This window comes from Bifidobacterium eulemuris (assembly GCF_014898155.1).
Classification (GTDB): domain Bacteria; phylum Actinomycetota; class Actinomycetes; order Actinomycetales; family Bifidobacteriaceae; genus Bifidobacterium; species Bifidobacterium eulemuris.
Genome location: NZ_CP062938.1, coordinates 2,378,815 through 2,399,681, shown reverse-complemented (window position 1 = coordinate 2,399,681; position 20,867 = coordinate 2,378,815). Strand labels below are relative to the sequence as shown.

Below are 20,867 nucleotides of genomic sequence, written 5' to 3'. Positions count from 1 at the left end.
TATGCGCAACGCGCGGCGTTCAACATCCGACATCCAGCGCTTGTCATTACGCGATGCGGGCGAGGATGTCGCGGCCCACCTCGTCGGTGGAACGCTGCGTGGAGCCCAACTCCTCGATATCCGCTTCCACGGCCGCGTCGATTTTCGCGGCGGCCTCGTCGAATCCGAGATGGCGCAGCAGCATCGCGGCGGAGAGGATCGCGGCGGTCGGATTGGCCTTGTTCTGCCCGGCGATGTCGGGCGCGGAGCCGTGGATCGGCTCGAACATGGACGGGAACTCGTTGGTCGCGTTGATGCAGCCAGAGGCGGAATAGCCCACGCCGCCCACCACTGCGCCGGCCTCGTCAGTGAGGATGTCGCCGAAGAGGTTGTCGGTGAGGATCACGTCGAAACGGCTCGGATCGGACACGAGGAAGATCGTGGCCGCGTCGATGTGCTGGTAGTCGTGCGTGACCTCCGGATATTCGGCGGCGACCTTCTCGACCAGACGCTGCCACATGTCGCCCGCGTTGACGAGCACGTTCTTCTTGTGCACGAGGGTCACATGCTTCCTGCGCTTCATAGCCAGCTGGAAGGCGTAGCGCACCACACGCTCCACGCCGTATGCCGTGTTGATGGACACCTCGGTGGCCACCTCGTGGGGGGTGTCGCGACGGACCGCGCCGCCCGCGCCGCAGTACAGGCCCTCGGTACCCTCGCGCACCACCACGAAGTCGATGTCGCCCGGGTTGGCAAGCGGCGAGGTGACGCCCTTGTACAGCTTGGAGGGGCGCAGGTTCACGAACTGGTCCAGATCGAAGCGCAGTTTCAGCAACAGGCCGCGTTCCAGAATGCCGGCCTTGATGCGCGGATCGCCGACCGCGCCCAGCAGAATCGCGTCATTGGTCTTGATGCGCTCCTCCTCATCCTCGGGAAGGATCGCGCCGTCACGCAGATAGCGTTCCGCGCCAAGATCGAAATGCTCGTAGGTGAACTCAGCCTCGCCCTGCGCGGCCTTCTCCAGCGCCTGCTGGGCCCACGGGGTGACTTCCTTGCCGATGCCGTCGCCGGGAATCACGGCGATCTTGTATGTCTTTGCCATGCAGGATAACCTACACGCGCGCGCGACCTCCAAGCCCGCCGCGTTCCGTCTGATGGACAGGCGCCCTGCCACATCACGCGCCAGCATCCGGTCGAACCGACGTCATTCGTACATCGGCGGCACTTCCCCGGCAAGACGCATGAACCCATCGCGCGCGAAATCACGGAAATCCGCGGCGTATGGGGATCCGACGGCCGGAGTGCCATAAGCGCCGGTTCCGACCGCTTCCTCGGAGTTTCGCCATGGCAGATACCACAACACACGTCGGGCGTCCTCATTGCACGTCGCCGCAGACAGCAGATAGCCGGTCCAAGGGCGGGATGAATCATCGGCGAATGCCGCGGCGAATTCCCTTGGCGATCCGATCTCAGTGGCGGCGGCGAGTTTCCCCCGCTCACGGGACATCCCTCCGACCATCGTCAGCATCGTCGTCAGATCACGGTGACGGTCCGCCGGGGAGGTGACGGCCAAATCCTGGTCGATGTCCCAGTAGTCGTCAAGCCCCAACACGTCCACATACGCGTCGCCCGGGTAGCCGAACAGATAATCATGCTCGCGGGAGGCTGTGGAGGACATATCGATGCGGCTTCGATCGGGGGAATACGCATACAGCAGATTATGCAGGCCACGCACGTCGCGCAGGTATTCCACGGTCATACGCCACAGGGCGGCATAATCGTCGCTTGACGTATCGGTGGTCTCCATGGACGAGCCCGGGCACCACCAGAACCAGGTACCCGTGTGCTCGTGATAGGGGCGGAACACCACTGGAATCGGCATTCCATCCTCGTCGGTCACCGAAACCAGAAAATCCGCCACCCGGTCGAGCCACTCACAGTATTTGTCATGCGATCGCCCGCCCGGCAATACGGCCGTCACCGAACCGAGTGCCATATTCTCGCCGTATCCCCGCTCCGTGATCGGATTGACCGAGTGCCAGCTCACGGTCACTACGGCACCCATGTCATAGGCGCGGCGCATCTGTTGACGGATATCCACGAAGGGGATGCGGTCGATATTCCGATTCCAGCCGAGTTCGATTCGCCCGAGATCGAATCCCCATACCGCGGGATAATCGTCGGTCACGGCGAGAACGTCCGAGTCATGGCCATCATCATGCACGCAGAACGTCTCGTCCTGATGGCCGACCATCGCGAATTCGCCCGAATGCCGATGCAGCGCGTCGAACAGCGCTCTGGCGCGCGGCGAAAGGTCCGGATCGACCGGAATGGGAGCATGCTTCGCCAGCGTATCGACGCCCTCCCCGTTCACGGCATGGTTGGAGACCTGCGATTGCGCATTCATAGCGTTTCCTTTCTTTTCCGGTGTTTCCGTCACTTGTCTGGCATCCGCCCATGGCATACCGCAGGCACGACGTTCGGATATCCCTCTCACTGCGCGTCGAATTCGAGGATGATGGCCTGCATCGGCCACAGGTTAGGCAGCTGCAGGCCCACTTCGGCGAGCAGACGGCCCGAAGCCACGAAACCTTCGGACTGCCGTGCCATGGTCAGCCACTGCGGTGTGATCCAGCCCCATTTGGCGGCCCCCACCTCCTCACGCAATCGGATGCGGTAGTCTCGCCGTGGATCCAGTCCCGGCACATACAACCGTTCGGCCAGCCAATCGGCGATGTTGTCCACACTCGCCACAACCCACACGGCGTGCTCACCCTCCGCGTCGACGACGCCGCGGGCGCGCAAAGATGGATCCGCAAGGTCGGCATGCAGGATCCGGCCCGTATGCAGCAAACCACGCAGTTCCTTATACAATGCGACGAATGCGGCAAGCCTCGCCACTTCGTCATCATCGCATTCCAGGATGTTCCATTCAAAACCGGCGCATCCGGTCAACGACACGGCGGCCCGATAACTCACTTCAGTGGCGCGCCCCGTGGAATGCGCCGGACTCGGCCCTACATGGGCGCCGATCATCTCAGGAGGCACGATGAGCTCGGTGAACCGCTGAATATCGACGCGGTCCCGCGGATCATTGGAATCGGAAGCCCAAATGCGGTCGGCATGCCGCAGAATCCCAGCATCGGTACGGGCACCGCCGGACGAGCAGCTCTCGATTTCCAATCCGGGGAATTCGGCTTTAAGCTCGTCGAACAGCCGGTAACAGGCCAGAGTCTGATTATGCAGTCCATATCGACCATCACGCTGATGCACCGGCTCGGTGACTTCACGGTTGTGATCCCACTTGATGTAATCCACACCAAGATCGCGCACGCAGGCGACCATCTGGTCATGGATATGGGCATACGCGTCTGGATTCGCCAGATCCAACACGTACTGGCTGCGGTAGGATAGGTCGCCGCGGTTCGGCACGGCCGAAGGTCTGGCAAGAATCCAATCGGGATGCACGCGGGCGAGATCGGAATCGAGATTGACCATCTCCGGTTCGAACCACAGTCCAAACTGCATACCCAGGGCATGCACATGATCGGCCAGGGCGTTGAGTCCATTCGGCCACACCTCGGGATCCACCCACCAATCCCCCAGACCGCGCGTGTCGTCGCGGCGCTTATGGAACCAGCCGTCGTCGAGCACGAACCGCTCCACCCCCGCCTGTGCGGCGCGGTCAGCCAAACGCATCAGCGTGGCTTCGTCCTGCTTGAAATACACAGCCTCCCAAGTGTTGAGGGTGAACGGCCTTGGATTCGAAACGGGATCGACCCGCTTCGGCATGGCGCGCAGCCATGTATGGAATCGTGCGGCCATGCCGTCAAGTCCGCAGTCCGAATAGGAGAAACACACCTCCGGCGACTCGTACCGTTCCCCCGTCGACAGGCGAATCTCCGCCGGCCCGACCAGTTCCCCGGCACCGATCAAGGGCTCGTGCTGAGGCAGGTTGTCCACGCGATAGGTCTGGTTACCGCTCCATGCAAGATGGCAGGCCCAGATCTCACCGGTTTCCCAGCGCGGCTCGCCCACGGATGCGATGAACAGCCACGGTGAATCATGCCCTGTCTTGCCACGTCGACAGTCTCGTGTGACGGAGCCGACCGGCATGGAGGCGACGAACGGCTGTTTTTCCAAAGGCCAACGTCCAGTGAACTGGGTGAGCGTGTCGACACGACGCGGGCACGGCATCACGCCATCGAGCCAATTGACGATCAACGGTTCGGCACCGGCGCCATCCGCCCCCGTATTGGTCAGTGCATGTCGGACGACGAGCAGGCCGCCTTGCTCCAGCGACAGCATGATCTCCAACCGAAGTCCGTTCATCTCATCCACAGCTTCGATCGACAGCTTGGTATTGGCCTGTGAGGCATAATCGATGGCGGTCCAGCTGGCGAATGCCGGCAGTCCGCCACGGTGGGCCTCCAATCCCGGCCTACCGCCCCACCCCTCGGCACCTTGCGGCAACAACGACGGGCGCCATGCGGCGTCGGGCTTGTTAGGCGGGGTGTCCTTCAAGGTCATGGCGTCAAGCGCGGCAAGCGCCGCCTCGTCCGCCAACAGCTCGCCGCCGAGGTCACGTCCCCAATACTCCACCTGCGGCATCTGATCGGGAGGCGTCTTGACCACCACACATACGCCGTCACGCCGAAGCACCTTGTGCGGGCCTTGATCGAACATCGTCGTACTCTCCTTCCTGCATGCCTCGCCATATCCGTCCTCGGCCCTTTCCGAGGACGCATCATGGCCGACGCGTCCGGCCTACGTTGCGGGACTTTGACGAGACGTTCAGCAACGGCATACCTTTACCAAGAAACACTATACATTAATCGGTTAAGTGACATGCGTTTTTTGCGTTATAGTGGAGACATATTCATTCCAAAGGAGGCACCATGGCATCAACGGCCTCTCCACCGAACCGGAATCGCGACGCCATCTCCGCACGACAGGCGGAGGCCATCGACACGTTGTCCCAAGACATCGCCTACCACAAACGCTCCCGTCTCCACATACTCCGTTCGCTGCCTTGGAACCGCAAATGGGCGTATTTCCGCGACCAGCTATTGGCACGCACGGTTGCGGCACTGGCCGTAATCGGCATAGCCCTATATCTGGCGATACAGCTGCTCACACCATCGGTGCCGCCAAAGCTGTATGTCGCGGTATTCGGCGACGTCATTTCCACCCAGGATGCGCAGACCCTGCAGCAGCGTGTGGCATCGGCGTTCGACCTGCCCGAGGGACGCGATGGCGGCGTTCGCATCGACGCGAACTTCGATATGGATGACAGTGGTCTGAACAAACTGCAGTCCATGCTCGCCAGCGACGAAATCGACATCATCATCGCCTCCCCCGATGATTTCAGCACCCTCTGCGGATACGGCTATCTCACCGACCTGAACGCATCGTTGGAATCGAAACAAGTCAAAGAATTATCCGATCTGTTCGTCACATACGCGGGATTCGATGACGACGATGACGCCGACCCCGACTACAACGGATCCGGCAAAGGCGCGGAAGCGCCATTCGGATTGAGACTTAAGACCTCCACAATCTGGGATACGCTTGAATCCGCCGATTCCGATGCGATTATCGGCCTCGCACAGGATTCCCGCAATCAAGACACCGCACGTCGTTTCGTGTCCTTTCTCATCCCATAGCCATCACCGGCGTCGGAAGCGGTTGGACGCGTGCGACTTGACAATCATGTTCCGGATACCAGACCAATCAACGCACACCACACACATCGAGGAGCCCCATGCAGATATTCAAGCAAGACAGCCCGTTCAATGAGTTCATGTCACGCATCGGCGACCTGGCGATGATCAACGTCGCTTGGATCATCTGCTGTCTGCCGATCGTCACCATCGGCGCGTCGACCGGCGCGATGTACGAAGTGACGCGACGTCTGCATGAGAACGACGACGCGCATGTGCTGCGCGCGTTCCTTGCCGCGTTCCGTCGTCGGTTCACGGTCTCCCTGGCATTGACGCTGATCGCTCTGGCCTTCGTCGCCCTGGCGTCGTTCGACCTATGGTGGTTGACGAAAGGCGTGCCGGATGCGCCATACGCGCCGGTGGTGTACGGCGCGACGATAGCGGTGGCGACGGTGGCATGGGCCGGATTCGGCTTCGTGTTCCCGGTCATGGCCCGCAGCACGCTGTCCGCGATGGCGCAGATCCGGCAGTCGTTCCGTGTCGCCGTCGCGCACCCGTTGACCACGGTGGCGACGTTGTTCCTCAACGCGTTGCCATGGATCATCGCCGTCGCCGTTCCGGGCGGGCTCGCCTTCACCGTATTTTTCTATGGACTGCTGCTTTCGGCCGTCACCGCCTACATCGTCGTATACCTCATGCTGCGTGCGGGCATGATCACGGCGAGAGCCACCGAGCAATAGACGCCACGACCATACGCAGCGAGGCGATCAGACGTCACATCATTGCCTGATCGCCTCGCTGCACATGATTGTCATCAATGCCTACCAATCCACCCGATAAGACGTTCAGCGAACGCCGCCGGGCACGCAGGCGGCGGCCGTGGAGCCGCGAGGAATCAGCTCATAGGGATCCTCGAGTTCGTTCTCGACCTGTTCGCCGGCGATCTGCCGCAACAGCATCGGCACCAACTGCTTCCCCGAAGCGGGCACGTTGCGTTTCAACGCCGTCAGCCCCGGCGTCACCGCCCGGCAGACGAACGAATCGTCCCATGAGACGATGGACAGCTGCTCGGGCACGGCGATACCTTTGGCGACGGCCGTCTGCAGGCCGGCGATGGCCATGCTGTCGCTATCGTAGACGATGGCCGTGGGAGGTTCGGAGAAAGCCATCAGACGGGCTGTGCAGTCAGCGCCCGCCTCCGGCGAATAATCGCCGTGCAGGCAGTCGTAGTGCATGCCCATCTCCGAAGTCTCCTCGATAAACGCACGATCGCGGCCGAAGGTATGGCCGTAGCGCTCCGGACCGGCCACACGCGCGATATGCGTATGCCCCAGCTCGTGAAGGAAGTCCACGACCAACCGCGCCGCCGCGACATCATCGCTGGTCAACGTGGGAAGACCGCCGGTGACGGACGGATCCGCCAACGCCACCACCGGCACCTCAGGATGCTGCTTATACAATTCGATACGGGGATCGCCGATCTCCACATTGGTGATGACCACGCCGTCCACGCTGCCATCCGCGATCCAGTCACGGTGGATGGACATGGTGTCGCCTCCGACGGGGATGATGCGCAACATCAGCGAATAGTTGTTCCGCTCAAGTTCGGTGCACATGCCGGAGAACAGCGCCATCGAATACGAATCGACGGAAATGGTCTCCGGACTATAGGCCAGCGCCAGGCCGATGGCACGGCTGCTGGCATCGGACAGCGCCTTGGCGGCGCTGTTGGGCTTCCACCCCATGCTGTCGGCGACTTTGAGCACTTTGTCCCGGGTCTTCTCCGAAACCCCGGGCTTGCCGTTCAACGCATAAGAGACAGCGCTGTTGGACACTCCTGCAGCTTTCGCGACGTCGGAAATCGTGACCTTCGATTTCAACAGCGCCATCGCTCCCTCCTTGGTCGTCGAATGAACGGTGAATACGTTCCACCGGCCGTATGCCCAAGCATACCGTGGGTTCGGCCGGTTTCACGACTTCATCCATCCGCCGTCAGCGTGCCGCCGCCTTTAAATCATTGGCGCAGCGCAACACGTTCGCGGCGATGAACGCCTCGGGGACAAGTCCCTTCGCCGCACGAATGTGCCAGGTCACCGTCTCGCCGGGCAGCAACGTGACCATACCGCCATCGATGCGGGCGTCGGCATCGACTTTGTCGACCATGCAGAACACGTCTCGCGCATAGGATCGCGCAGTGACGGTGAGGTCGTAGCCGTCCGCCGTCGTCTCGACCACAGCCTCCAGAGGCGCGGGATCAAGCGACTGGTCGATGACCTCGGCGGGGTTGAACACGGCGCGGGAGATGCTGCCATCCGCGCATTCGGCGACGATCAGCTCGTTCGCGGGGTCGCCGAATCCGGCCACCGCGTCGTCCAGCCACAGGGTCTCATGGGAAACGGCATCCATCGCCACCTCGAAATGCTGCGAGGCCAATACCTCACCACTCAATGTGCGACGTTCGACGGTCCAAACACCCCGCCACGGCTTCCTCGCATCGTTGAGAACCACCAGCGCCAGGCGGTCCGGCTCCACACGATTGCCCTCCCAGCTTCTATCCTCACGCTCCTGTTCGGACAGACGCGGTTGGATGGTGGCCAGACGAGGGGCGAAGAAGTCGCGCGAGGCGTGCCACAGGGGTTTACGATGCCCGTAGTAGTCCACGGCGGCCCAACTCACCACGGGCCAGTCGTCGTTCAGCTGCCAGATCAGCGTTCCCGCGTTCACCGGCTCAAGCGAACGCATATGCTCCACACCGAAACGGATCGCATGGGCCTGCTGCAGCTGGCACGCCCAATGCCAATCCTCGACATCGGACCAGTAATCGGTGGGGATGAGCCAGTCGCGGGTTCCGTCGGCACGATAGCTGACGTCGTCGATATGCCCCGGCGTCAGATGCGAGCGCATGCCGCGCGCCAACTTGATATTGCCTCCGGAAGCCTTCTGATGGACCAGCATCTGCTTGCCGAACGGATCGAGCTTCTCGTCATGCACCACTCTGGTGAGGGTGGAGAAGGCCGGCGGCGCCTGATAGCCGAATTCGTCGGCGAAACGCGGCGTATAGTTCGCGTAGGCGCGATAGTCGACCCGGTTCCACACATCCCAGATGTGCATGGTTCCGTCGACATCCTTATTGGCGTCGACGAATCGGGTGAAGCTCATCGGGGAGCTCGGCAGATAGACGGTGTGACCTGAATCGAGCTGAGACAGCAGTCGGGGGAACAGATCGGAGTAGTAGTAGTCGCCCCAATCCTTCTCACCATATCCGTAGGCGTTGGAGGGCAGATCGTCATCGCGCAAAGCCTGCTTGACGCCTCCCCATTCGCTGTAGGCGACGTAGTTCTCATTCGAACCGTTCCAGACCACCAAGCTCGGATGCGGCGCCAATCTGGTGATATGCTCACGCGCCTCGGCCTCGATCTCGGCCTTGGTGCCGGCATCCTCCGGATAGGCGGCGCAGGCGAGCATGAAGTCCTGCCAGACCATCACACCCAATTCGTCGCACAAATCGTAGAATTCGTCGGATTCGTAAATGCTTCCGCCCCAGGCGCGCACCATATTGGCGTTCGACTCGACGAGATCGCGCATGCGCGGCTCCACCAACGCGTCCCCGCGGGAGAGGAAGGCATCCACCGGAACCCAGTTCCATCCTCTGGCATGCACGGGCACATCATTGACGTAGATCTGGAACGGCCTGCCGACCTCGTCGGCCCGCGTATCCACTCGAACGGTGCGGAATCCGATACGTCCGCTCCATTCGGCCGCACCGTCGCCGGCGTCGACGGCCACGTCGTACAACGGCTGATCGCCATAGCCGACAGGCCACCAGAGTTGGATCTGGGGCAGGGTGACACTGATTTCGGCGGTATCCCGCCCTTGCTCGATTTCACCGACGACGGTGAGATCGGCACCATGTCCCTTCACAGCAACGCGGAACGGCACCGGGCACTGTCCTGCGTGAGCCTGTGATGAGGTCATAACCCGTCCTTGGCCCTCGCGCTCGATCTCCACGGTGACGTCGAGCGCACCGGTGCCGTCCGGAAGCACACGCGCGATCGGCCGAACGGCCTTAAGCCGCACGTCGGACCAGGAATCGATGCCGATGTCCCGCCACATGCCGGCGTTGGCCACGTCGATGCCCCAGTCCCATCCGAACTGGTAGGAGGGCTTGCGCAGCTGGTTGAACGCGTGGTGTTCGGTGTGGGGCCAGTATCCGAGCTCCTGCTCCCGACGGTCGGATTCGCGCACGGATGAGGCGAACGTCACGGTGAGCGTGTTCTCCCCCTCACGCAGCGCCGCCCGGGCATCCCATCGGTAAGAACGATGGTAGTTCTCGGCATGTCCGATGGGCTGGCCGTTGATCGCCAACGAAGCGACCGTATCCAGACCTAAGGCGACAAGATCGTGACGGGTTGCGCCCGCGTCATGCCATGCGAAGGTGGTTTCGAACTGCCAATCCACATCGCCGATCCACTGCTGGCGGGTCTCGTTGTCGCCGTCGAACGGCTCATCGATCAGACCGGCCGCCACTAGGTCAAGGGTGACCTCACCCGGCACGGTTGCGGGGATGCCGGCGGCTATGGCCTCTCGCAGGTTTTCAGGCGCCACCTGCGGATTCAGCGCGCGAACGGTCCAATGCTCACGAATGGGACGGAAAGTGTTGGGGGTGCGGGTCATATCCTATCCTTTTATTCCTTGACGGCACCTGCGGCGATGCCGTTGTAGATCTGCTTCTGGAACACCAGGAACAGGATCAGCATCGGCAGCAGCGTGATGATCACGCCTGCGCAGATCAGGTTGTACTTCGAGCCCATGGGCCCCGTGAACGAGTACAGGGCGATCGCTATGGTTTTCAGATCCGAATCCTGCAGATACAGGTTCGACGCATAGTATTCGTTGTACACGCCGACGCCCTTGAGGATCATGCAGGTGACGATGGCGGGCTTGAGCAGCGGCAGCAGGATCTTCGAATAGACGGTGAAGTACGACGCGCCATCCACGATGGCGGACTCGTCGAGCGAGACCGGAATGTTCTCGAAGAACTGGATGAACACATAGATGGAGATCACATCGGTGCCGCACATCATGAGGATGTATCCCCACATGGTGTTGACCGCGCCGATATTGACCATCATCTTGTACAGCGCCACCTGCATCGCGATACCGGGCAGCAGCGCGGCCACGGTGAACAGACCTCGAATCACGGTGTTGCCGGGGAAGGTGAAGCGGCTCAGCACATACGCCAGCTGGGTGCCGATCAGCGTGGTGATGACGAGCACCACCACCAGCACGATGATCGAGTTGCGGAAGGCCACCGCCATATTCGACGTGGTGAACGCATCGATGTAGTTCTGGAAGTTGAACCAGTTGCTCGGCATGTCCATCACGGACGTGCTCTGGTATTCCTTCTCGGTTTTGGCGGCGGTCACAAAACAGCTGACCAGCGGCAACAGGAAACAGAAGGCGAAAAAGATCAGGCTGAAATATTTCAGAAAGACGAAGAAGCCATTCTTGAACTTGTACCAGGGGGAGGCACCCCGCTGGAACGCGCGCTCCTTGGCCAACGCGACCGCATCAGTCATCGTGCCACCACCTTTGCTTTGGATTCTCGGGATGTATTGGGACCGTTTCGGAAGATCGGCGCGCTTTTCGCCGCGATCTTGCGACGCTGACGCTCGATTTTGCGCGCCCGTTTCTTGGCTTTGGCCACGCCATCGTCGGCGTCTTTGAACACGTAGTTGAAGAACAGCTGCTGCAGCATGGCGCAGATCAGGATGATGATCAGCAGCACGATGGCCATGGCGGAGGCCAGACCGACCTTCTGGTTGACGTGGGCAAGACGGTCCATGCGCACAAAGTAGGTGGCGGTGCCGTTCGCGCCCGTGGTGATCACGTAAGGTCCTTCGAAGGCGGAAAGCGAGCCGGTGATCGACAGGATGATGTTGAGCACGAGAATCGTTTTGATGCCGGGAAGGATAATGTGGCGGAATTGCTGGAATTTGTTCGCGCCGTCGATCTCAGCCGCCTCGTACAGCGATTTATCGATCGACATCATCGCGCCGATGAACAGAATCACGTTCTGGCCCAGATACCGCCAGATGGAGGCGCCCACCAGCGACCAGTTGTTGATGGACTGGTCCTTAAGCCAATACGGCAGCGAATCCAGCTGGAATCCACACCATTGCAGCACGGTGTCGAACACGTAACCGCGGGTGTAGAAGAATTTGAAGATGAAGCCCACCGCGATGCCGTTGATCAGGTAGGGGAAGAAGTAGATCGCCTTGAAGGCGCCACCGCAACGGACCTTGAACGCCAGGATGGTCGACAGGTACAGCGCGATGGCGACCTGGATGAGCGCTCCGGCCATGTAGTACAGGCTCAGTTTGAGCGACGAAAGCGTGTCCGGGCGGGTGAACACGTCGATGTAGTTCTCCAAGCCCACCCATTCGCGCGGGCCGATGTATTTCATTTTGAAGAAGCTGTAGCCCACCATACTGGCGAACGGCAGATAGGTGAATACGATGAGCAGCGTGAGCGGGATCGCGCAGAACGCCACGATGATGCCGGTTTTACGCCAGTCCCTCGGCTGTTTGTTGGTGGGGATCTCGGCCACGGCCGCCGATTCCGCGGTTGTTGAAGTCATGTCTTCCCTCTTTCGGGTATTCCGTCAACGTGAACATGGAAGGGGTGTCGGACGATGCCGGAGCGGTCCGGCACCCCCTAGATGGTTGGAATCGACACAGGGCTCAGTCGGCCACCGTGGTGTATTCGGGCTCGATGCCCTCGTCCTCAAGCGCCTGGTTCCACTTGCCGTTCCACTCCTCGACCATCTCGTCGTAGGTCATATCGCCGTTGGAGGCGTGCTCGACGATAGCCTGGACGCGGGCGTCGCCGCTGGCGTTGATGGCCAGCTCGGAGTCGGAGTTGAGGTCGTTGAACAGATCCTCCTCGCCGTCCACGGCAGGCTCGTCCTCAAGGAAGGTCACGTTGTCGAACTCACTGTACAGCTCGGGCAGCTTGTCGTTCTCCTCAAGCATGCTCACCGGCAGACCGCCCTCGTTGTAGGCGAAGCCGGACTTGTCGGTCATCCACTTGACGAAGATCATCGCGGCCTCCTGGTTCTCCTTGGAGGAGTCCTTGTTGATGCCGTAGGCGTAGTCGGCGGTGGAGGAGGTGTACTGCTGGCCGTCCACGGTGATGGGGAACGGCATGTATCCGATATCGTCGGCGTTGTCGCCGGCGGCCTGCATCTGGGAGACCGCCCAGGAACCGAGCACCATGGTGGCGATCTCGCCGTTGTTCATCTGGGTCTTGGACCCCTCCCAGTCGGTGGTGGAGTAATCGTCTTCGGTCAAGCCGTCGGCCACGGCCTCGTAAAGGATCTTGTAGACGTTGTACATATGCGTGCCGTCGCCCGGATCGGAGAAGGGATCCTGCGTGTGGAGCAGCTTCTGGTTCATATACGTGGCGTCGCCGGTGGCGGTGCCGCCGACGTAGGCGTCCCAGGCGCCCATCGTCCAGCCCGCCGCATAGTTGGTGTACAGCGGCGTGGCGTCGGTGTTGTCCTTGATGGCCTGCAGATCATCGAGGAACTCCTCCGGGGTGGTCGGCAGCTCGGTGATGCCGGCCTGCTCGAACACGGCCTTGTTGTACACGATGCCGACGGCGTTGCCGGTGGACGAGATGCCGTATACCTCATCCTTGTAGTGCTGCGCGTACACGTAGTGGACGAGGTCCTTGAGGTCGTCGACCTTGCCGTACGACAGGAAGTAGTTGCCCAACTCGGAGGCGTCCACGGTCGGGATCATCATGATGTCGCCCCAATCGCCGCCCTGCAGTCGGGTCAGCGCGCTGTTGCCGTAGTCGGTGCCGGCGTCGACCTCAACCGTGATGTTGGGGTACATCTCGTTGAATTCGGCGATGTATTGCTCCCAGGTGGTGCCGTTGTAGCTGTCCTGCAGCATGTCGGTGCGGTGCGAGTACAGCTTGATCGTGGTGGTGATGTCGGTGCCTGTGGTGCCAAGCTCGATGTCTTTGTACTGCAGGTCGGTGGTCTCGCTGGCCGATTCGCCTCCGCAGGCGGCCAAACTGATGGCGCAGGCGCTGGCGACGACGGCAGCGGCGATCTTCTTCAATGCCTTCATATCCGATCCTCTCACTATACGTGGATTGAGATGATGTTGTTGTTGGACGGAATCCGCCCGTCGACCTATGAGACGACTCAACAATGAGTCACGCTCGCAGCCTTCCGCACCAATTCATCGCCACTGAACTCTGTTTCAGTGCGGATGGCCTGAGCTTAACACAACACGCCGCAACATGTCAACCGGTTAAGTTGTCGGCGAGTCCACCCAAAAATACGCAGAGGCGCGACATCCATGGCATAGAGCCTTCACATCCCCTGATCCATCATAAGCCACCCTCACAGAAAACCGCTATATTACAACGTTTTCACACTATTCATCCCCGCTGCGGACGCTACACGAACAGCTGTCTGAAGGCATGGTCCCCAGCGGTTTTCACCGACGGCAGCCTGGTGTGCCGGACAGTATGATTCAGTACTTTTTCATCTCTTTTTCATATAAAAACGTCTTTTAGCATCTTTTTCTTACGGTTTTACTTAATCGGTTATGCTCTTTCGGTATTCTTGAATGTAGCGAAGAACAACAACGGTTATAGACGATTCCTGCGCAGATGGAGGCAACGCACCGTGGCAACAGACAAAACCGAGAATTCCCAGCACGTGCAAGACATCCCCGCCGACACCCCTTGGTCGTTCGAAGAATACCTGGCCGCATACCGCAGGCACGCCGGGCATCCCATCCAAATCCTGCTGAGGCTGATTAAGGGCAACACCGGCGACCTGTTCATCGCCATGCTGGGATTGGTGGCCAAACAGTCACCGGTATGGGTGATTCCGATCGTCACGCGCAACATCATCAATATCGTCACCTATCCGGAACAGCACTCGCTGCATGAGTTCTGGCTCAATCTCGGCATAGGACTTGCTTTCGTCGTGCAGAACATCATCACGAATTGGGTGTTCGCCTATCATCTGGGCAAGGCAAACCGTTCGGTCGAACAGAAACTCCGTGGCAGTCTCGTCGTCAAGCTCCAACAGCTGTCGATACGGTTCCACAACGAGACGCAATCCGGCAGATTGCTGTCCAAAGTGATGCGCGATGTGGAAAACGTCGAAACACTGTTGGACCAACTATTCCGCAGTCTGCCGTTGGTGACGCTCGACATCACCATAGCCGTCACGGTCACGGCTTTCGCCAGTCCTAAAGTGCTGCTGTTCTTCGTATGCTCGGTGCCGGTCGCCGTCATCGCGCTCTATTGCTTCCGCAAGCCCATCCGTGAGACCAACCATGACTTCCGTTCCCAAATGGAGCGGACGCAGGCTGCCGTGGCGGAGATGATCGAGATGATCCCCGTCACCAGGGCGCACGGGCTTCAACAGGTGGAGATCAAACAGATGAGCCGCAAACTCGCCGGCATCCACGACACGGGACTGAGACTGGATGTGGTCAACGGCGTCTTCGGCGCCACCAGTTGGGTGATCTTCCAAGCGTTCCAACTCGGATGTCTCGCTTTCACCGGATATATGGCGTGGCAGGGTCAGATTCAGGTGGGAGACGTGGTTTTGTTCCAGACGTACTTCGCGCAGATCGTCAACGGCATCTCCAGCCTTATCAACCTGTACCCTGTGCTCACCAAAGGCGTGGAATCCATCAGCTCCATCGGAGAGATTCTCCAGGCGGACGATGTGGAGCAGCATTCGATCCTCGCTCCGACAGGCGCAATCCCCAACGATTTCAAGGGCGATGTGGAATTCCGTAACATTGATTTTCGATACAGTCCGGAATATCCATGGGTGTTGAGGGATTTCTCATTGAACGTGCCGGCGGGGCAATCGGTGGCCTTGGTGGGGGATTCCGGCTCCGGCAAGTCCACCCTGCTCAATCTGCTCATCGGCTTCGCCCAACCGGAGAAAGGCCAGGTGCTCGTGGACGGCACCGACCTCAACGCCACCGATCTCAACACGTACCGTCATCATATCGCCGTGGTTCCGCAGAACACCATCCTGTTTTCAGGGACGCTGCGCGACAACATCGCCTATGGTCTCGACGATGTGGATGATGCCGCGGTGGAACAGGTCATCCGTGAAGTGGGGCTCGAGGACGTGGTTTCGGAATTGCCGAACGGCGTGGATACGAAGCTCGGCGAACACGGCGGCACGCTGTCCGGCGGGCAACGGCAGCGCATCGCCATAGCCCGCGCGCTGATCAGAAACCCACGCATCATCATTTTCGATGAGGCGACCAGCGCCTTGGACTCCGTCTCCGAACGCAAAGTGCAGGAGGCGACGGAGAAGATGATGGGTCGGTGCACGACGTTCATCGTCGCGCACCGGCTGTCCACCATCCGCAACGCGGACCGCATCGTCGTCATGGAGCATGGTCGCGTCATCGAGGAAGGCACCTACGACGACCTGATGGCCGCCCACGGCAAGTTCTACAGACTCAAGAAACTCCAGGAGTAGTCCTCGACGCGCAGGCGCGGTCCGTGTCAGCGCAGCGACATCGCGTCGTGGGGCGGGAGCCCGTTCGAGACTCGCGTCACGGACGTCCCGCCGCTGTTGGCTCCCGCGATTGTCACAGGCCCCGTTTCGCGATGACGTCGCGATACCACAGGAAGCTGTCTTTCGGGATGCGCTCCAACGTCTCGTAATCCGTATAGACGAGGCCGAACCGGCGCGCGTATCCCCAGGCCCATTCGAAGTTGTCCATCAACGACCAGGCGCAATAGCCCCTAAGGTCGACGCCTTGATCGATGGCGTCGAGAGCGGCGGCGAGATGGCGGCGGTAGTAGTCGACGCGCTTGACGTCATGCACGGCCTTGTCGCCGTTGCCATCCGTCTCCAGCGTGTCGACGACGGCGATGCCGTTTTCCGTGACGATGAGGGGCAGACGGTAGTCATCCCACACTCGCACCAGAAGATCGGTCAGTCCCTTGGGATCGATGTTCCACCCCATTTCGGTATGGGGACCTTCGGTGGGTAGGAAATCCACATCGGAGGCACCAGGGTTGGTGGACGCTTCGGTGGATTGCGGGAACTGCGGGCGGTCCGACATGGCCAGCAGGTTGGTGGAGTAGTAGTTGATGCCCAGAACGTCGATCGGCTGGTGGATCTGCTCCAGATCCCCATCTTGGACGAAGTTCCAATCGCAGATGCCGTGGGTGATGGCGAACAGCTCATCCGGGTAGTATCCACGCAGCATCGGATCGAGGAACGCGCGGTTGGCGATGAGATCGAGACGATGCACGGCATCCGCATCGCCGCGGTTCATCTGCAGATTCAGAGTGACGGACAGATCGGCCGCCTCACCAACCTCCGCCCGCACGGCCTGACACATCAGACCATGCGCGAGATTGAGGTGGTGCACCGCCGGGAACGCGCCGGGGCCCAACCCGAGACCCGGCGCGTGCTCGGTGCCTCCGTAGCTCAGGTATGAGGAGCACCAGGGCTCGTTAAGTGTGATGTATGTGTGCACCCGATCGCCGAGCCGCCCCGCCACGATGCCGGCATATTCGCCTAGGCGGTATGCGGTTTCACGGTTGAGCCACCCGTTCTTGTCCCCGAGATACTGGGGCAGGTCCCAGTGGTACAACGTCACGATGGGGGCGATGCCCTTGGCGAGCAGCATATCGACGAAACGCTCGTAATAATCAAGACCTTCGGCGTTCGGCGCACCGTTCTCGACCGGCATCACGCGCGGCATCGCCACGGAGAACCGATAGGCATCGACTCCGAGATCCGCGAGCATCGCGATGTCCTCCTGCCAACGGTGGTAGGAATCGCAGGCTATGTCACCGGTGTCCGAGTTGAGCACTTTGCCCGGGGTATGTGAGTACGTGTCCCAGATGGACGGGCATCTCCCTCCTTCATTGACGGCGCCCTCGATCTGGTATGAGGCGGTGGAAGTTCCGAACAGGAACCCTTCAGGAAATGTGGTGGTCATGGATTCCATCCTCGCAATCGTATGTCCATTGTCGATTGTTGTCGGTCGGGCCACGGCATGCCGGACACCCGACGAACAAAGTCAGTGTATCATGGGTATTAACCGGTTAAGTCCTTGTGCCGACGATGGTGTGTCGCACTCAATAGGACCGCGTAACCGTAACCGATACTCTGCAGTGGAAGGACCATGATGTTCGTCTCCCCCAATCACCCGGCCATCCGTACGATGGGACGAATCGACGAGACAGACCCGACGCGCCCCATATGGGTGTATCCCTACACGCAGGCGACGTTCCGTTTCACAGGAACCACGCTTGCCATGCGTGTCGTCAACACCCGCACCTACGGAGACAGCCACATAGGCGCGGTGATCGACGGATTCCAAGTCAAGGCGCGCATTCCCCTCGACGGCACGGAAACAACCATCCCCCTGGCCGAAAACCTGCCCGACATCGAACACGAGGTCACCGTGTTCAAACGTCAGGACGGTCAACACCATATCCAAATACTCGGTTTTGAGTTCGACGATGGCGCTGAGATCCTACCGCCGGCCACTCCATGCCCAGACAGACGCATCGAGGTGTTTGGAGACTCCGTCTCATGCGGCGAGCGCAACGAGGCCACACTCTACGCCGGCCGACCCGATCCCGATGTGGATCTAAGCGCCTACAGCAACGCCTGGTTCTCCTATGCCGCCATCACGGCACGCGACCTTGGCGCGCAGCTGCACGATGTCTCCCAAGGCGGCGTCTCCCTGCTCGACGGCATCGGCTGGTTCAACGGCCCCGACTACATCGGCCAGGAAAGCATGTGGGACCGCATCGAATACAACCCCGCCTTGGGCGAGTCCAAACCTTGGGACTTCTCCCGCTATACCCCGCACGTCGTGATCGTGGCCATCGGGCAGAACGACGCGAATCCCAATGATTTCATGAAAGACGACTACGACGGCGAACAGGCCCGCCATTGGCGCGCGCGTTATACGGATTTCCTGCGCTCGTTGCGCGGCGCGTACCCCCATGCGCGCATCGTATGCATGACCACCGTACTGCAACACGACCCCTCCTGGGACCGGGCCATCGACGAAGCCTGCCGGGCGAGCGGCGACCCGCTCGTCACGCATCTGCTGTTCTCCCGCAACGGATCAGCCACTCCGGGTCATCCCCGCATCAGCGAGCATGAAGAGATGGCCCGTGAGCTCATCGCATATCTCGCCTCGTTTGGTCCCGAAATCTGGGAGGATTGACCCATGTCACACGACGAATCCCATATGGGCGCGACCACCGGTCCAGCCCCCGGCGCGAATCTCACCGGCACCGCGAACATGGCGGAGGCGTCCGATAAGCCGCACGCCCCCATGGAGTTGCGCCCCGCCGCCGTGTTCTCGCACCGCATGGTACTGCAGCGACGCCGCCCCATCCCCGTATTCGGCACCGGAGAGCCCGGACGCACCGTCATGGTCACGCTGGCCTCGAGCGAGAGATCCGGAATGCTCGCCTTATGCGGCGACGGCCGCAGCGATTCCGTCGTCGCCAGCGGCACCGTCGGAGACGATGGGAACTGGCTGGTGGAGCTGCCGCCGCTGGAGGCCGGCGACGGATACGAGCTCACCGTCACGGACCGCTCCGGGATCAGACTCGTCTACCACCATGTGGGTGTGGGCGAGGTATGGCTTGCCGGCGGGCAGAGCAACATGGAGCTCGAGTTGCGCAACGCGGCGGACGGCGAGCGGGCGGTGAATGATTCCGCCGATCCGGGGCTGCGGTTTTTCAACACCCCCAAATGCGGGCATGTCAGCGACGAGCTGACGCGCCTCGAGAATGAATCCGTATGGGTCGTCTGCGCGCCCGACACCAGCGGCGCCATGTCCGCGGTGGCCTACTGGTTCGCGCACCGGTTGCGTGAACGGCTGGAGACGCACGTGCCCATCGGCATCATCGACTGCTATGTGGGCGGCACATCGATCAGTTGTTGGATGAGCGAAACAACCTTGGAGTCCTCTCCGTCCGGACGAGGATATCTCGAACGGTATCATGCGATCGTCGATGGCAAAACCGAACGGCAGATGCACGAGGAAACGGATGCCTGGCAACGTGACTTCGACGCGTGGAACGCCGCCATCGCCGCGGATCAGGCGTCGCAGCCGGATATCGATTGGGAGACGCTCAACGCCCGTCATGGCGAATGCCCGTGGCCTCCGCCGATGACCACGTTCTCTCAATACCATCCCACGGGACCCTTCGAGGCGATGATCTGCCGAGTGGCACCGTATGCGCTCCATGGATTCCTGTGGTACCAAGGCGAGGAGGACGAACGATTCGCCGATGACTACCGCGCGATGCTCGGGATGCTTGTCGGCGAATGGCGCGCACGGTGGGAAGGCGAAACGCTCCCGTTCATCATCGCGCAACTGCCGCAATGGATATCCAAATCGGATTTCGATGCGGGCATCGACCACCGCTACTGGCCCGTGTTGCGCGAGGCACAGCGGGATGTCTCGCTCGCCATCGCCGACGTATACACCGTTCCACTCATGGATTGCGGCGAATTCAACAACATTCATCCCACGGACAAGCGCACACCGGGCGAGCGCCTCGCAAACGCCGCACTCAACCGGATCTATGGATGCGCCGACGTTCCAGCGGACGTCCCCGAACCGGTGTCATGGTCGTATTCATCCAACGAGAATGCAAGCGATGACGACGCCGGCGACGCAAACGTCCACGTAAGCGCAGGATCCGTCATCGTACGGTTCGACCATGCCGAAGAACTACGCTTCTCCGACAAGAACGCCAGCCTCGAGCCTCCGAAGCACTTCGAGTCGAGGGAATCGACCCCGTCGTTCCGTCCGGCGGGCGCATCCGGATTCGAAGTCTCCACGGACGACGGCGTCTGGCATCCGGTCGCGGCACGGATCACGCATTCCGCGGATGATCCGGGCGAATCCTTTGTCACGTTGCCCTTGCCCGACACGCTTCATCCGACCGGCATCCGTTACGGATGGGCCAGCTGGGGCGTCCCGCCGTTGTCCAATCGCTGGGATATCCCGGCATTCCCGTTCTCCCATCTCATTCCCCACGCGTCATCGACTACCATTCGTTGATATCACCCACAGTAAGGAGAAGACCTTGCCTGCATTCTCAACACCTCCAGCCTGCCCATCCCCCGATGGCCATCGCATCGTTCCGGATGACCAAGGCCGT

At 60.8% G+C, this 20,867-nt stretch carries 14 protein-coding genes; 5 read left to right on the top strand and 9 right to left on the bottom strand.

The window, feature by feature from the left end; translation table 11 throughout:
- Positions 1–46: 46 nt before the first annotated feature.
- The 3 genes from BE0216_RS09930 to BE0216_RS09920 all read right to left on the bottom strand — a co-directional run bounded on the left by BE0216_RS09930 (position 47) and on the right by BE0216_RS09920 (position 4,665).
- Positions 47–1,081 (bottom strand): 3-isopropylmalate dehydrogenase, encoded by a 1,035-nt coding sequence (locus BE0216_RS09930; protein ID WP_094636530.1) that lies wholly within the window; start codon positions 1,079–1,081, stop codon positions 47–49.
- A gap of 102 nt (positions 1,082–1,183) precedes the next feature.
- A complete protein-coding gene (locus BE0216_RS09925) occupies positions 1,184–2,386 on the bottom strand; it encodes a glycosyl hydrolase (RefSeq protein WP_094636529.1) in 1,203 nt (400 codons plus the stop codon).
- Between the two features lie 86 nt (positions 2,387–2,472).
- The gene (locus tag BE0216_RS09920) at positions 2,473–4,665 is read right to left on the bottom strand and encodes an alpha-galactosidase (RefSeq protein ID WP_094636528.1); all 2,193 of its coding nucleotides are present in this window, start codon (positions 4,663–4,665) and stop codon (positions 2,473–2,475) included.
- Positions 4,666–4,877: 212 nt separating this feature from the next.
- On the opposite strand from BE0216_RS09920, the gene BE0216_RS09915 reads away from it, so the two are divergent.
- Both BE0216_RS09915 and BE0216_RS09910 read left to right on the top strand, forming a co-directional pair.
- Positions 4,878–5,645, top strand: a complete 768-nt coding sequence (locus BE0216_RS09915; RefSeq protein ID WP_094636527.1) for a hypothetical protein — start codon at positions 4,878–4,880, stop codon at positions 5,643–5,645.
- 98 nt (positions 5,646–5,743) lie between these two features.
- A complete protein-coding gene (locus BE0216_RS09910; protein ID WP_094636526.1) occupies positions 5,744–6,382 on the top strand; it encodes a YesL family protein in 639 nt (212 codons plus the stop codon).
- A 105-nt stretch (positions 6,383–6,487) separates the two neighbouring features.
- On the opposite strand, the gene BE0216_RS09905 is transcribed toward BE0216_RS09910, so the two are convergent.
- From BE0216_RS09905 to BE0216_RS09885, 5 genes are all read right to left on the bottom strand, one after another.
- Positions 6,488–7,531, bottom strand: a complete 1,044-nt coding sequence (locus tag BE0216_RS09905; RefSeq protein WP_094636525.1) for a LacI family DNA-binding transcriptional regulator — start codon at positions 7,529–7,531, stop codon at positions 6,488–6,490.
- Between the two features lie 103 nt (positions 7,532–7,634).
- On the bottom strand, positions 7,635–10,316 hold the full coding sequence (locus BE0216_RS09900; RefSeq protein WP_094636524.1) for a glycoside hydrolase family 2 protein: 2,682 nt from the start codon (positions 10,314–10,316) through the stop codon (positions 7,635–7,637).
- 11 nt (positions 10,317–10,327) lie between these two features.
- Positions 10,328–11,221 (bottom strand): carbohydrate ABC transporter permease, encoded by an 894-nt coding sequence (locus BE0216_RS09895; RefSeq protein WP_094636523.1) that lies wholly within the window; start codon positions 11,219–11,221, stop codon positions 10,328–10,330.
- Positions 11,218–12,282 (bottom strand): carbohydrate ABC transporter permease, encoded by a 1,065-nt coding sequence (locus tag BE0216_RS09890; RefSeq protein ID WP_094636522.1) that lies wholly within the window; start codon positions 12,280–12,282, stop codon positions 11,218–11,220. Before BE0216_RS09890 ends, BE0216_RS09895 begins: the two co-directional genes overlap by 4 nt.
- A 103-nt stretch (positions 12,283–12,385) precedes the next feature.
- Positions 12,386–13,783 carry an ABC transporter substrate-binding protein gene (locus BE0216_RS09885; protein ID WP_094636521.1) on the bottom strand — a complete coding sequence of 466 codons (1,398 nt, stop codon included), beginning with the start codon at positions 13,781–13,783 and terminating at the stop codon, positions 12,386–12,388.
- 566 nt (positions 13,784–14,349) lie between these two features.
- Here BE0216_RS09885 and BE0216_RS09880 point away from each other — a divergent pair.
- Positions 14,350–16,185, top strand: a complete 1,836-nt coding sequence (locus BE0216_RS09880) for an ABC transporter ATP-binding protein (protein WP_211279916.1) — start codon at positions 14,350–14,352, stop codon at positions 16,183–16,185.
- A 112-nt stretch (positions 16,186–16,297) separates the two neighbouring features.
- Here BE0216_RS09880 and BE0216_RS09875 read toward each other — a convergent pair whose 3' ends face one another.
- The gene (locus tag BE0216_RS09875; protein WP_094636520.1) at positions 16,298–17,665 is read right to left on the bottom strand and encodes a GH1 family beta-glucosidase; all 1,368 of its coding nucleotides are present in this window, start codon (positions 17,663–17,665) and stop codon (positions 16,298–16,300) included.
- Between the two features lie 186 nt (positions 17,666–17,851).
- Here BE0216_RS09875 and BE0216_RS09870 point away from each other — a divergent pair, with 186 nt between their 5' ends.
- Positions 17,852–18,910 carry a GDSL-type esterase/lipase family protein gene (locus BE0216_RS09870; protein WP_094636519.1) on the top strand — a complete coding sequence of 353 codons (1,059 nt, stop codon included), beginning with the start codon at positions 17,852–17,854 and terminating at the stop codon, positions 18,908–18,910.
- A 3-nt stretch (positions 18,911–18,913) separates the two neighbouring features.
- Positions 18,914–20,767, top strand: a complete 1,854-nt coding sequence (locus BE0216_RS09865; protein ID WP_226805770.1) for a sialate O-acetylesterase — start codon at positions 18,914–18,916, stop codon at positions 20,765–20,767.
- Positions 20,768–20,867 lie beyond the last annotated feature (100 nt).

Bases quoted from the DNA above. Each gene is read 5' to 3' on its own strand.
- BE0216_RS09890 (WP_094636522.1), bottom strand. From the start codon at position 12,282: ATGACTTCAACAACCGCGGAATCGGCGGCCGTGGCCGAGATCCCCACC.
- BE0216_RS09930 (WP_094636530.1), bottom strand. From the start codon at position 1,081: ATGGCAAAGACATACAAGATCGCCGTGATTCCCGGCGACGGCATCGGC.
- BE0216_RS09910 (WP_094636526.1), top strand. From the start codon at position 5,744: ATGCAGATATTCAAGCAAGACAGCCCGTTCAATGAGTTCATGTCACGC.
- BE0216_RS09925 (WP_094636529.1), bottom strand. From the start codon at position 2,386: ATGAATGCGCAATCGCAGGTCTCCAACCATGCCGTGAACGGGGAGGGC.
- BE0216_RS09875 (WP_094636520.1), bottom strand. From the start codon at position 17,665: ATGACCACCACATTTCCTGAAGGGTTCCTGTTCGGAACTTCCACCGCC.
- BE0216_RS09920 (WP_094636528.1), bottom strand. From the start codon at position 4,665: ATGTTCGATCAAGGCCCGCACAAGGTGCTTCGGCGTGACGGCGTATGT.
- BE0216_RS09865 (WP_226805770.1), top strand. From the start codon at position 18,914: ATGTCACACGACGAATCCCATATGGGCGCGACCACCGGTCCAGCCCCC.
- BE0216_RS09870 (WP_094636519.1), top strand. From the start codon at position 17,852: ATGATGTTCGTCTCCCCCAATCACCCGGCCATCCGTACGATGGGACGA.
- BE0216_RS09915 (WP_094636527.1), top strand. From the start codon at position 4,878: ATGGCATCAACGGCCTCTCCACCGAACCGGAATCGCGACGCCATCTCC.
- BE0216_RS09885 (WP_094636521.1), bottom strand. From the start codon at position 13,783: ATGAAGGCATTGAAGAAGATCGCCGCTGCCGTCGTCGCCAGCGCCTGC.
- BE0216_RS09900 (WP_094636524.1), bottom strand. From the start codon at position 10,316: ATGACCCGCACCCCCAACACTTTCCGTCCCATTCGTGAGCATTGGACC.
- BE0216_RS09905 (WP_094636525.1), bottom strand. From the start codon at position 7,531: ATGGCGCTGTTGAAATCGAAGGTCACGATTTCCGACGTCGCGAAAGCT.
- BE0216_RS09895 (WP_094636523.1), bottom strand. From the start codon at position 11,221: ATGACTGATGCGGTCGCGTTGGCCAAGGAGCGCGCGTTCCAGCGGGGT.